9 protein-coding genes are annotated in these 13,121 nt (G+C 57.8%); 3 read left to right on the top strand and 6 right to left on the bottom strand.

Annotation, left to right across the window (positions count from 1 at the left end; all coding sequences use genetic code 11):
* Nucleotides 1-49 precede the first annotated feature (49 nt).
* Nucleotides 50-1,720, top strand: a complete 1,671-nt coding sequence (locus MUU53_RS00895; RefSeq protein WP_247259168.1) for an ABC transporter permease — start codon at nucleotides 50-52, stop codon at nucleotides 1,718-1,720.
* Between the two features lie 269 nt (nucleotides 1,721-1,989).
* Here MUU53_RS00895 and MUU53_RS00890 read toward each other — a convergent pair whose 3' ends face one another.
* Nucleotides 1,990-3,942 (bottom strand): acetoacetate--CoA ligase, encoded by a 1,953-nt coding sequence (locus MUU53_RS00890; protein WP_247259167.1) that lies wholly within the window; start codon nucleotides 3,940-3,942, stop codon nucleotides 1,990-1,992.
* Between the two features lie 154 nt (nucleotides 3,943-4,096).
* Between MUU53_RS00890 and MUU53_RS00885 the strand changes: the two genes are divergently transcribed.
* Nucleotides 4,097-5,935 carry an AsmA family protein gene (locus tag MUU53_RS00885; protein ID WP_247259166.1) on the top strand — a complete coding sequence of 613 codons (1,839 nt, stop codon included), beginning with the start codon at nucleotides 4,097-4,099 and terminating at the stop codon, nucleotides 5,933-5,935.
* A 7-nt stretch (nucleotides 5,936-5,942) separates the two neighbouring features.
* On the opposite strand, the gene MUU53_RS00880 is transcribed toward MUU53_RS00885, so the two are convergent.
* The 5 genes from MUU53_RS00880 to MUU53_RS00860 all read right to left on the bottom strand — a co-directional run bounded on the left by MUU53_RS00880 (nucleotide 5,943) and on the right by MUU53_RS00860 (nucleotide 11,592).
* Complete coding sequence (locus tag MUU53_RS00880) at nucleotides 5,943-6,761, bottom strand: ABC transporter permease (protein WP_247259165.1); 819 nt, start codon at nucleotides 6,759-6,761, stop codon at nucleotides 5,943-5,945.
* Between the two features lies 1 nt (nucleotide 6,762).
* Nucleotides 6,763-7,671 (bottom strand): ABC transporter permease subunit, encoded by a 909-nt coding sequence (locus MUU53_RS00875; protein WP_247259164.1) that lies wholly within the window; start codon nucleotides 7,669-7,671, stop codon nucleotides 6,763-6,765.
* Nucleotides 7,672-7,680: 9 nt separating this feature from the next.
* Nucleotides 7,681-8,847, bottom strand: coding sequence for an ABC transporter ATP-binding protein (locus MUU53_RS00870; RefSeq protein ID WP_247259163.1), 1,167 nt, complete (start codon nucleotides 8,845-8,847; stop codon nucleotides 7,681-7,683).
* Between the two features lie 68 nt (nucleotides 8,848-8,915).
* Nucleotides 8,916-10,034, bottom strand: a complete 1,119-nt coding sequence (locus tag MUU53_RS00865; protein ID WP_377307257.1) for a polyamine ABC transporter substrate-binding protein — start codon at nucleotides 10,032-10,034, stop codon at nucleotides 8,916-8,918.
* Nucleotides 10,035-10,173: 139 nt separating this feature from the next.
* Nucleotides 10,174-11,592 (bottom strand): helix-turn-helix domain-containing protein, encoded by a 1,419-nt coding sequence (locus MUU53_RS00860; protein ID WP_247259162.1) that lies wholly within the window; start codon nucleotides 11,590-11,592, stop codon nucleotides 10,174-10,176.
* A gap of 215 nt (nucleotides 11,593-11,807) precedes the next feature.
* Between MUU53_RS00860 and aceA the strand changes: the two genes are divergently transcribed.
* The gene (gene aceA / locus MUU53_RS00855; RefSeq protein ID WP_247259161.1) at nucleotides 11,808-13,097 is read left to right on the top strand and encodes an isocitrate lyase; all 1,290 of its coding nucleotides are present in this window, start codon (nucleotides 11,808-11,810) and stop codon (nucleotides 13,095-13,097) included.
* The last annotated feature ends 24 nt before the right edge of the window (nucleotides 13,098-13,121 follow it).

Genomic DNA, 13,121 nt, shown 5'->3' with positions numbered 1-13,121 from the left:
GCATTCCGATTCCTGATGTCTTGATGTAGAGGGACCGGACGAAGAAGGGATGCCGGTTTTGCCTCGAGCCAGTCATGATTATCCGCGCGTAGTGAAGGAAGAGACTCGCTCGCTCATTTTTCTGGCGGTGCTTGTCGCACTGATATCGGCGGTGCCGCTCGGCGCGGTGGTCTGGATCGCCTTTTCCGGCAGTACGGACAGCCTTTCTCATGTCTTGGTCAATGTCTTGCCAAAAGCCGCGAGCCGGACGTTTCTCCTCGTGAGCATGACCGGAGTGCTCAGCGCCCTCTTCGGTATTGCAACCGCCTGGCTCGTGACGACGTTCGAATTTCCATTCAGGCGCATCCTATCGGTCGCGCTCGTCTTGCCGCTTGCGATACCCTCCTACATCGCAGCCTATACCTTCGTGGAATTCCTGGACTACACAGGGCCTCTCCAGACAGCACTTCGCTCGACCCTTGGCTTCAAGACGGCGCGCGACTACTGGTTTCCAGACATCCGGTCACTCGGTGGCGCTGTGCTGATCCTGTCCAGCGTGCTTTATCCCTATATCTATCTCGCCTGCCGGGCGACATTCCTGATGCAGGGGCGCGCGGCAAGCGATGTGGCGCGCACGCTGGGTTCCGGACTCTGGCGAACGCTCTGGCGAATTCAGCTTCCGATGGCGAGACCCGCTATTGTAATCGGCCTGACACTGGTTGCGATGGAAACGCTGAATGATATTGGCGCGGTTGAATATCTCGGCGTCAACACAATCACCTTCTCGATCTACGACAGCTGGCTCAACCGCGGTAGTCTGTCTGGTGCTGCACAGCTGGCACTCGTGTTGCTTGCCGTTGTTATTGTTCTGATTTCCATTGAGCGGATCGCACGGCGTCGCCAGCGTTTTTCCGCAAACCGGACGACATCCAGCGTGAATGACCATGTGCGGCGTCCGCTTGGTTTTGGGAGCGGCTCGCTGGCCGCTGTCGCCTGTCTTCTGCCTGTTGCGCTGGGCTTCCTTCTCCCCTTCGCAATGCTGGTGCATTATGCAAGCATCCGGCTGGAACTGCTTGCAGAACCGAAACTGATCAAGGCCTTGTGGAACAGCGTGCAGGTTTCGGCCGCCGCAGCACTGGCAACGGTGATGATCGGCTTTATGCTTGCCTACACGCACCGCAAGGACACAAGCCATTCTACCCGGTTGGCAGGCCGTATCGCGTCACTCGGCTATGGCATACCGGGAACCGTGCTTGCAATCGGAGTCCTGTTTCCGCTTGCCGCCTTCGACAACACGCTCGACGCAATCCTGCGTGCGCATCTGGGAATCTCCACGGGCCTGCTTCTTTCGGGCTCCGGCTTCGCCATCTTCTATGCCTGCAGCGTGCGCTTTCTGACGATGGCGGAGGGCACAGTGGATGCCGGATTCCAGAAGCTTTCGCCGCATCTCGATATGGCGGCAAGAACGCTGGGCCGAAACCGACGACAAACCTTGCTGTTCGTCCTTCTGCCAAACATGCGGCCAGCGCTGCTGACGGCCGGCCTCTTCGTGTTCGTCGAGACCATGAAGGAACTCTCGGCCACGATCCTGCTGCGCCCCTTCAACTTCAACACGCTGGCGACGCTGGTCTATGAGGATGCATCGAGAGCGCAAGTGGAAGATGCCTCTGTCGCCGCCCTCATCATCGTGCTGGTCGGTCTCATTCCGGTTCTTTTTGTATCCAGAACAATGGAGCGCTGAGTTGCTCAGAACCGAAGCGTATCAGCTCCATTTCTGACAAAAAATAAGAAGAAAGGCAGCCGAAGCTGCCTGTGAGTTTAAAGTATGCTGATGGATTGTCTCCAGAGCGACCCATGATGACAATTTCCTGCCGCTTCATGGATCGATACTCGATGGTGTCCTTTTCATCTTAACAAGGGATTAAAACACGATACCTTATTATGATGGTTAGGTCTTTGGTTCACCGGATGACAATTCCGCCACATAGTGAAACTTAGTCCTATTGCGGTTCACGACTTGAGAGCAGCCAGATCGGCGAAGAGATCAAGCGCTTCCGGATTTGCCAGGGCTTCCTTGTTCTTGACCGGACGACCATGAACGACTTCCCTGACGGCGAGCTCCACGATCTTACCGGACTTCGTACGGGGAATATCTGAGACCGCGATGATCTTTGCGGGAACATGGCGCGGTGTGCAGCCGGTACGGATACGATTCTTGATGGCCGCCACCAGATTGTCGTCGAGGGTATGGCCATTGGCCAGACGCACGAAGAGGATGACCCGGACGTCATCATCCCAGTCCTGACCGATGCACAGCGCTTCAAGCACTTCCGGCATCTGCTCAACCTGATTGTAGATTTCTGCGGTGCCGATGCGCACGCCGCCGGGATTGAGCGTTGCATCCGAACGTCCATGAATGACGAGACCGCCATGGCTCGTCCACTCGGCAAAGTCGCCATGGCACCAGACATTGTCGAAACGCTCGAAATAGGCGGCGCGATATTTCTTGCCGTCCGGATCGTTCCAGAACATCACCGGCATTGAGGGAAAAGCCTTCGTGCAGACGAGTTCACCCTTTTCGCCGCGCACGGAATGCCCGTCATCGTTCCAGACATCCATCGCCAGTCCAAGACCCGGCCCCTGGATCTCACCGCGCCAGACAGGCTTCAGCGGATTGCCAAGCACGAAGCAGGACACGATGTCGGTGCCTCCAGAGATGGACGCCAGATGCACGTCCCGCTTGATGCCCTCGTAGACGAAGGTGAAACCCTCCGGCGAGAGAGGTGATCCCGTCGAGGTGATCAGACGCAAGGCGCTCAGATCGTGCGATTTCAACGGCTCCAGACCGCTCTTCCGAACCGCGTCGATATATTTGGCGGAGGTACCGAAAACGGCAAATTTCTCTTCTGCAGCGTAATCGAACAGCACGCTTCCGTTCGGCGCAAACGGGGACCCGTCGAAAAGGCAGAGCGTTGCACCAGCAGCAAGGCCGGAGGCCAGCCAGTTCCACATCATCCATCCGCAGGTGGTGTAGTAGAACAGACGGTCGCCAGGCTGGATGCCGCAGTGAAGAACATGTTCCTTCAGATGCTGCAAGAGAGTTCCGCCGGCAGAGTGCACGATGCACTTCGGAACTCCAGTGGTGCCGGAGGAGAACAGGATGTAGAGCGGGTGCGAAAAGGGAAGCTGCCGGAACTCAAGCGGCCGGACCTCAAAACCTTCAATAAACTGCTCCAGCGTCCGGGCATTCGGGATTGACCCGGCCAATGCGGCGGCATCTCCCGCATAGGGAACGACCAGAACTGGCACCTTGAGTTCGGCAGCCACATCCCGCACCTTGGCAGAGACATCCTGCAGCTTGCCATTGTACCAGTAGCCGTCGCAAGTGATGAACAGCTTCGGCTCGATCTGACCGAACCGGTCGAGCACGCCTTGCGGACCAAAATCAGGGGAGCATGACGACCAGATGGCACCGAGGGACGTTGCCGCAAGCATGCAGGCGATCGTCTCCGGCAGGTTCGGCATCATGGCTGCAACGCGATCTCCCTCGCCTATGCCCATTGCCGCAAAAGCCTGCTGCAGGCGAGAGACTCGACCCTTCAACTCATCCCAGCTCCAGCGATAGGACACCTTGTCCTCACCCCGGAAAATCAAGGCATCTGTTTCACCAGATTGCCTGAGAAGATTCTGGGCAAAGTTCAGCCGCGCATCAGGAAAGAAACGGGCCTCCAGCATGCGACCGTCATTGATCAGCGCATGCTCCCCCTTCTCGCCCTCGACACCGCAAAAATCCCAGATGGCGGACCAGAATTTACCTCGATTCTCGACCGACCAGACATGAAGCGCATCCACATCCGGGAATGTTGTCCCTTCGCGCTCGCTCAACCATGTCATGAAACGCGACAATGGCTGCGCGTTCTTGAAGTCTTCGGTCGGCGTCCAAAGCGGCATTTCAATTGTCATCAGCATACACCTCCACCCTGATCGCCAAGCTATAGCATGTTGCACTGCAAGATAAAGAGCTCGAGCCGCTGTTGTTTGCAAGCCAGCAATAAATCCGGTAACCCACAAGGCAAACGACAATGCGGCACAATCTAAACACGTGAAAACTCAGTCTATGTACCAGAACCTGCTCCGTACCATGCCGGTCCGAATTGCCCTTGCGGCGGTTGGGCTCGTGCTTGTCTTGCTGGTTTTGTTCCGCCTGCTTTCGCCGCTGCTTGTTTCCTCCGATCTCGTTCGTGAGCGCATGGAAAGCGCAGTCGAAGAATGGCTGGGCCATGATGTGGTCATCCGAGGAACGCCTTCGCTCAGCTTCTGGCCCCGACCGGTTGTCAAGATTGATGATATCGCCATCCGCCAAGAAGACAGACCTGATGCTCCCATACTTGGCCATGTGACATCTCTCTCGGCACGGTTCAGCATCTGGGAGGCACTGCGGGGAACACCTGTGTTTCAGGACTTTACTCTGACGGAGCCGCAGGTCCTTCTGCGCCAAAATCAGGATGGGTCGTTGAACTGGAGTTCAGATGGCGTTCTTGGCCAAACCTTGCACAGAATCGGACAGTCTCAGTCTGCCGTTGACAGCCAGTTGCAGCTTGAACGCGACCCGGTGATCGGCGACATTTCGATCGTTTCGGGCTCTCTGCGGATCGAAGACCGGACCGGACGCTCTATTCTGATCGACAAGATCGAGGGCAGCCTCGACTGGCCCCGGCTCTCACGGTCTGCTCGCCTGCGAATCGAGGCTATCGCAAACAATGAGCCTGTATCGCTGGATGTCAGCGCCGTGAACCCGCTGCTGCTGCTTGCCGGAAGGGGAAGCGAGGTGGATGCCACACTGCAGTCTCCGCTGGTAACAGCAAGCTTCCGCGGCGCCGCAGATCTGCAGCGTTATGCCTTCATGTCTGGTGACCTGAAGATTTCCGTGCCCAAAGTCGCAGAGGCCGTGACATGGGGAAATATCCCTGTCCACATCGCCGATCGACTGACAAACCTCTCGCTGACGGCCAAGCTGCTGACGATCGGAAACGTTCTGCGTTTCGACCAGCTTTCGGTCGCAGCCAACGGCACCAAAGGCACCGGGGTCATGGATCTGGCCATGGCGACACCGTCCAGTCCACCTCGGCTGACCGGGACTCTCGCCTTCGATACCATTGATCTTGCGAAACTCGGACATGTTATAGCCAGCGAGGACCAGACCATCGGCTCCGACAAAACCAAGCGCGCGACGCTTCTCGAACGTCAGATTGGCCTCGATGTGCGGTTTTCGGCGGCCTCTGCGGCACTTGGTCCCGTGACACTGGAGAATGCGGCTGTGAGCATCGTCTCGAATGCCAGCCAGACGCAAATCGAGGTTCTGGATAGCGATCTCTTCAAGGGTAGTCTCACAGGCGAGCTGACCTTGCTTCAGGTGCCAGAGCTTTCCACCAAGCTGAGGATTGCCGCCAAGGATGTCGATCTCGCCAGCCTTGGGAAAGCGCTTGCCTGGTCTTCGCCCTCCATCACGGGGACAGGCAGTCTGCAAGCCAGGATGAAGCTTTCGAAAACGCTACTACAGGCATCTTCTAACGATGTGACGGGCGATTTCCGCTTTCAGGCGAAAGCCGGAAACATCGGCGGGCTCGATCTTTCAGGGCTCATGACATTGGCTGACGGAGCCTCGTATTTCTCCCTCCAGCAGGCAGGTCAAAGCTCTACCAGTTTCGAGACTTTGGAAGCGGCGGGGAGGATAAATGGCAGCAGTGCCGAACTCAATTCTGCATTTATGGTCGCCGCCCCGTACCGGCTCACTCTTGCAGGTGTTATTCCGTATGAAAGTCGAAGCCTTTCACTTTCGGCAACGATTGAAGATGGAACAAGAAGCCATCGATTGTTCATTGGGGGGGCGTGGCCAAATCCTGTCATCTGGCCCATTCACGAACAAATTCAGACCCCTGATCCCTCACGACCCTGAGAAAGCTTTAAATTGCCGCGCGAATGGCATCATGCTCGTCGCGGATACGACGCAGCTCCGTTCGCTTAGAACTGATGGCGGCGCAGATCACACCGATCGTCACGAGACCAATCAGGATCGTACAGATGGCATTGATTTCCGGCGTCACCCCTAAGCGGACCTGCGAATAGATCTTGATGGGAAGCGTGGTGGCCCCCGGCCCCGTCGTGAAGCTTGCGATCACCAGATCATCCAGCGACAGCGTGAAGGCCAGCATCCAGCCCGAGATGATGGCCGGCGCGATGAGCGGCAGCGTGATGCGAAAGAAGGTCTTGACCGGTGGGCAGCCGAGATCCATGGCAGCCTCTTCCAGTGATCTGTCGAAGGTCAGCAGGCGCGACTGCACGATGACTGCCACATAGCACATGGTGAAAGTGGTATGAGCGATCGTTACCGTCCAGAAACCGCGGTCGATATTCATGGCCACGAACAGCAGCAACATGGACAGACCGGTAATCACTTCCGGCATGACAAGTGGTGCATAGATCATCCCGGTAAAGGGAATACGTCCCGGAAACCGTGGAAAGCGCACCAGCGTCAAGGCTGCGAGGGTTCCAAGGATCGTGCCGAGTGTCGCGCTCAGCATCCCGACCCGCGCGGTGACCCAGGCAGCATCCATGAGCCCCTGGTTACTCCACATCACCCTGTACCACTCCAGCGAAAAGCCGCCCCAGACGGTGACCAGCTTCGACGCGTTGAACGAATAAACGATGAGAATGATGATCGGGATATAGAGGAAGGCGAAGCAGAGCGTCAGGACGGTGCTGTCGAAGCGCGATGGTTTCATGTCATGACACCTTCCGCTGCTGGTTCTGGAAGATGACGATAGGAACGACCAGCGCAAGCAGCAGCAGGACGGCAACGGCAGACGCAAGCGGCCAGTCGCGATTGCCGAAGAACTCGGTCCAGAGTGTCTTGCCGATCATCAGCGTGCTCGCGCCGCCCAGAAGATCGGGGATCACGAATTCGCCGGTGATCGGAATGAAGCAGATCATCGAGCCTGCGATCACACCCGGCAGCGATAGCGGAAATGTAATTCGCCAGAACGCTTTCCAGGGCGGGCAACCAAGGTCGCTTGCCGCCTCCAGAAGCGTGCCATCCATTTTTTCCAGGGCCGCGTAAAGCGGGAGGACCATGAAGGGCAGATAGGAGTAGACGATGCCAATGAAGACCGCCCAATCGGTGCGATAGATCTGGACCTGATCGTCCGGCCCCAGAATGTGGAGCGTCTGAAGCAGAAGCGTCAGCAGCCCCTCCGGCTTCAGGATGCCGATCCAGGCATAGACGCGAATGAGAAAGGAGGTCCAGAAAGGCAGAATGACCAGCATCATCAGCGTTGGCCGGATCGTGCTGGGTGCCCGCGCCATGGCCAACGCCATGGGGTATCCGATCAGCAAAAGCAGAAGCGTCGAGATGAAGGCAATGCGCAGGGAGGAGAGATAGGCATCGAGATAGAGCGGATCCTCGGTCAGGAAGCTGTAGTTATCGAGATCCAGCCCGGCGAAGAACGAGCTGATGTCACCGAAACCCACGAACACGGGGGTATAGGGCGGCATGGCAATGGCCGTATCCGACAGCGATATCTTCAGGATGATGAAGAAGGGCGCGGCAAAGAACAGCACAAGCCAGATGTAGGGTATGGCTACGACGAGCCAGCGGGCGGGGTTGCGATGGGTCGGGGCTGCAATCTCTGCCATGGCTTCACCCTAACGCGTCAAGACAAGGCCGGCATCAAGCGGCCATGTGAGCCAGACCATGTCGCCGAAGGTGATGGGCCGATCGACAAGACGCGACACATTTGCCTGCGCCGCACGGACGACACGCCCATCGGCAAGCTTGACGAGGAAGACGGAAAAATCTCCGAGATAGCCGATATCCCAGACCTCGCCATGGACCGCATTGACACTGACATCGACGGGCTGATCCAGCGCGATGCGGACCTTTTCAGGTCTTATGGCAAAGGCGACGGATGCGCCGGTAACGGCGGCACATTCCTGCTCCACGGCGATGGGAACGCCCCGGCTATCCAGCCTGACGACCGGTGGATGACCTGGCTGCAGGATCTCGCCCGTGTTTGCCACAACAGCACATTCCAGAATATTGATATCCCCGATGAACTCGGCGACATAACGGGTGTTCGGCGCCTCATAGATTTCGGCAGGCGTTGCAACCTGCATCACAACACCCTTGTCCATGACCGCAATCCGGTCGGATACGGTCATCGCCTCTTCCTGATCGTGGGTGACGATCAGGAATGTCAGGCCCAACGTGTGCTGGATATCCATCAGTTCGAACTGCGTTTCCTCGCGCAGCTTGCGGTCGAGAGCACCCAGCGGCTCGTCCAGCAGAAGAACCTTCGGGCGCTTGGCAAGCGAGCGCGCCAGCGCCACACGCTGCCGCTGTCCGCCGGAAAGCTGTGCGGGCTTGCGCTTGGCAAAGGCTTCCAGCTTCACCAGCTTCAGCATCTCATCGACACGCGCCGAAATTTCGCCCTTCGGCAGGCCATCCTGCTCCAGGCCGAAAGCGATGTTCTTCTCGACCGTCATATGTGGGAAGAGCGCGTAGCTCTGAAACATCATGTTGGTGGGGCGCTTGTAGGGTGGCGTGTTGGCGAGATCCTTGCCCTGCAACAGGATGCGTCCCTCGGTCGGCGCCTCAAAGCCCGCCAGCATGCGCATCAGCGTGGTCTTGCCGCAGCCCGACGGCCCCAGGAGCGAGAAGAATTCCCGCTCATAGATATCAAGCGACAGGTTATCGACCGCAACGAAATCGCCGTATCGTTTCGTAATGTTCTCAAAGCGGATGAAGGGCACGGCATGCGGCTCGGTCCAGGGAGAGAATTTGCGCTTTACCGGTCCCAAAGATCTGGCCATGCCCGAGCCCCTGCTTCACCCAACAATTTCACATTGCCGGAACCTCCGGCAATGTGTTCGTTCAACGCTTATTTGCCGGTCTTGATCGACGTCCACTCGCGGTTCAGGACGCGCTGGGCCTTGGGATCGTAGGGCGAGATGGTGAAGAGCTTTGCGAGTGTTGCCTCTTTCGGATAGACTGACGGGTTCTTCGCCACAGATTCATCGATGAACTTCTGCGAGGCGAGGTTGCCGTTGGCATACTGAACAAAGTTCGAGGCCTTGGCTATCACCTCCGGCTTCATCAGGTAGTTGATGAAGGCATGCGCTTCCTCGACATGCTTGGCATCTGCCGGGATCGCCAGGTTGTCGAACCACATGTAGGTGCCTTCCTTCGGGATGACGTAGTTCACCTTGACGCCGTTCTTCGCTTCAACCGCGCGCTTCTTTGCCTGGAGAATGTCTCCCGACCAGCCGATGGTGATGCAGGTATCCCCGTTCGCCAGTTCATCGATATAGGCCGAAGAGTTGAAGCTCTTCACATAGGGGCGAATCTTCCTGTAGACCTCGCCACCGGCCACCAGATCGGCAGAGGCCTTGCTGTCGGCATTCTTGCCAAGATAATTCATCGCAATTGCAAAGGTTTCGTCGGACGCATCCAGAATGTTGATGCCGCAGCCCTTCAGCTTCTTGGCGTTTTCCGGCTTGAAGAGAACATCCCAGCTATCGATCGGAACATCACCGAGAGCCGCCTTTACCTTGTCGACATTGTAGCCGATGCCGGTGGTGCCCCACATATAGTTGACGGCAAACTGATTGCCCGGATCATACTTCGCCAGGCGCTCCATGACCTGCGGCCACATGTTGGAGAGGTTCGGCAGCTTGGACTTGTCCAGCTTCTGGAAGACACCGGCGCTGATCTGACGGGCAAGGAATGGCCCGGTGGGTACCACGACATCGTAACCCGAGCCGCCTGCCAGAAGCTTTGTCTCGACGATCTCGTTATTGTCGAAGACGTCATAGACAACCTTGATACCGGTTTCCTTGGTGAAATCCTCCAGGATCGATTCATCGATATAGTCAGACCAGTTGTAGACATGAACCACGCGTTCCTGCGCCAACGCCATGGTTGGCAGGGCGGAGGTCGTGAGGATTGTCGTTGCCAAAGCGGCGCCGGCAGCGACGAGGCGCAAGGTGGTCTGTCTCATAACAACTCCTGTTCCATTCTTCTCCGGCTTCGCGTCGAACGCGCCCGGAATTTGTACGTCGTTTCAGAAGAGTAGAAAGGAAAAAGGTGTGCCACAAGCCTAAATGTTCGGCAGCGCACAAGGCTTGTTCAAATTGGCTCTACTGGAAGTCATAGGCGCTCAGCCCGGTCACCATCTCGTCCAGCCCGAGCGGACGCGTGACCGGAGGCTCTGCCCGCGACAGACAGCCCTGCCGCTCGCAAAGACGGCACGCGGTTCCCGTATGAACACGTGCCGCAGGCATGTCCGCCGCTTGGCGATAGATCATGTCACCGCTGGCTTCCAGCTCGCAGCCGAGCAAAAGCGCCGTCCGGCGAAGCCTTTCGCCATAGGCGGCATGGGGGCCGTCGATGGTTCGGCAGATCGTCAGGAATTGCGTTGCATCCGGCATCTCCACGCAGTCCACCAGAGTTTGACCGGGCTGGGAGAACGCAAGGTGATGACCGAGCTTCGGACAATTGCCGCCGAACCTTGCTTTCGGAAAGCCCTGCACGCCCGCGCGACGCAGATGGTTTCCCGCGTGATCCACTTCCATGATGAAAAACGGAGGCACTGCACTGCCGGGTCTGCCGAGCATGGACAGGCGGAATGCCGCCTGCTCGAATGACACATCGAACCGAGCCGCCAGAATCTCGACGTCGAAACGCGCACGCTGTGCCGCCGCCAGAAAGGTACCGTACGGCATCATCAGCGCCAGCGCGCCGAGCCGCGCCAGCTCGAAACGGGCAATCCGCTGCGCCTCCGCGACCGGCAATGCAAGATCCTGAAGCTCCTGAGCGATTTCTTCCCGCAGGGCCAGCAAGGCAACCTCCTGCGCCACCTCGCGACGACGTTCCGCAAGAGACAGGCGTTCTGACAAAAACAGCCGCATCGAATGCCGATCGTAGCGGCGCCTCAACATTGGCATGGCATGCACCGGCAGGATGCGCACCGAGATGCCATGACTGCTTTTCAGCCACGCCTTCAATTGACCGGCCGGATCATCCGCTGATGGAAGAGAGGCCAGGAAGGCTTCCGCGGCCGCCTCGATCCGCGCGAAGAAACTGGAGCGTCCCTCCAGCTTTTCCCGTACGAGATCGATCGGCAATCTGGTTCCGGAGACAGATGTCTCATGGCCTTCGCGCGCCAGGATTTCTGCGAGATCGGAGAGCCTGACCGCCTGCTCCCGATAGGCGCGATACAGTTTCAGGACGCCGCCTGCCGCATTCGGAGCCCCTTCAGCCAGATCGACCAATTCCTGATCGCCAGGGATTTCACCCGCCAGCAACGGATCAGCAAAGACTTCCCGCAACTGAGCCGCTGCACCACCAACTTCAGCCTGCAACTGCTCCAGATCGACCTTGTAGACGGACGCCAGCCTGAGCAGCAATTGAACCGTCAAAGGTCGCTGATTTCGCTCGATGAGGTTCAAGTAGGATGGCGAAATTCCCAGCCCCTCCGCCATGGCCGTCTGCGTCAGATCCAGGCTCTGTCGCAAGCGCCGCACTTTGGGTCCTGCAAAAATCTTGCGTTCAGCCATGTCACATCCTTTGACAATCGCTAACAGAGGGAGAGTTTACAATTTTGACAAGTTTACAAGGCGTTTTGTAAATTACAATACATCCTAACCTCTTTCATCATGCTGATTTTGCTTATTTTCTGGCGTCATTTTGCAACGCAATGTAAATCTACTCTCATCAAAAGGCAGCGAAGATCTTCTGTCCTAGCCGCGAATATATATCGGGAGAGAGAACCATGACAGACTTTTACAATCTTGTTCCAACCGCACCCAAAGGCCGCTTTGACGGCATCGAGCGTCCCTACACGGCAGACGATGTCAAGCGTCTGCGCGGCTCGGTCGAGATAAAGTATTCGCTGGCTGAGCGTGGCGCGATCCGTCTGTGGGAGTTGCTCGACCGCGAAGATTTCGTCAACGCACTCGGAGCACTGTCCGGCAATCAGGCCATGCAGATGGTTCGCGCGGGCCTGAAGGCCATCTACTTGTCTGGCTGGCAGGTTGCGGCAGATGCCAACACGGCGTCTGCCATGTATCCGGACCAATCGCTTTATCCGGCCAATGCGGCGCCGGAGCTTGCCAAGCGCATCAACCGCACCCTGCAGCGGGCAGACCAGATCGAGACCGCCGAAGGCAAGGGTCTCTCTGTCGAGACCTGGTTTGCACCCATCGTCGCCGATGCGGAAGCCGGCTTTGGCGGACCCCTCAACGCCTTCGAAATCATGAAGGCCTTCATTGAAGCCGGTGCCGCTGGCGTTCATTTCGAGGACCAACTGGCCTCTGAGAAGAAGTGCGGCCATCTGGGCGGCAAGGTTCTGATCCCGACCGCTGCGCATATCCGCAACCTGAACGCTGCACGTCTGGCGGCCGACATCATGAGCGTTCCGACACTCATCGTGGCACGAACCGATGCGGAAGCGGCGAAACTGCTGACATCCGACATCGACGAGCGGGATCGTCCTTTCGTGGATTACGATGCCGGGCGCACGTCTGAAGGCTTCTATCAGGTCAAGAACGGCATTGAGCCCTGCATCGCTCGCGCTATCGCCTATGCGCCTCATTGCGACCTGATCTGGATGGAGACCGGCAAGCCCGATCTTGAGCAGGCCCGCAAATTCGCCGAGGCCGTGCACAAGGCGCATCCGGGCAAGAAGCTTGCCTACAACTGCTCGCCATCGTTCAACTGGAAGAAGAACCTCGATGATGCGACCATTGCGAAGTTCCAGCGCGAACTGGGCGCCATGGGTTACAAGTTCCAGTTCATCACGCTGGCTGGCTTCCACCAGTTGAACTACGGCATGTTCGAACTGGCGCGTGGCTACAAAGAGCGCCAGATGGCGGCCTATTCGGAGCTGCAAGAGGCGGAATTTGCCGCTGAAATCAATGGCTACACGGCCACCAAGCATCAGCGCGAAGTGGGTACCGGCTATTTCGATGCCGTCTCGCTGGCCATCAGCGGTGGCCAGTCCTCCACGACGGCGATGAAGGAATCGACCGAACATGAGCAATTCCGCCCTGCGGCGGAGTAAGCTCGCGAAGCCTCGCCCTCCCCA

This window comes from Affinirhizobium lemnae (assembly GCF_022968395.1).
Lineage (GTDB): Bacteria > Pseudomonadota > Alphaproteobacteria > Rhizobiales > Rhizobiaceae > Neorhizobium > Neorhizobium lemnae.
Note: the sequence above shows the minus strand (reverse complement) of the source record. Positions and strands in the feature narration are given on the sequence as shown.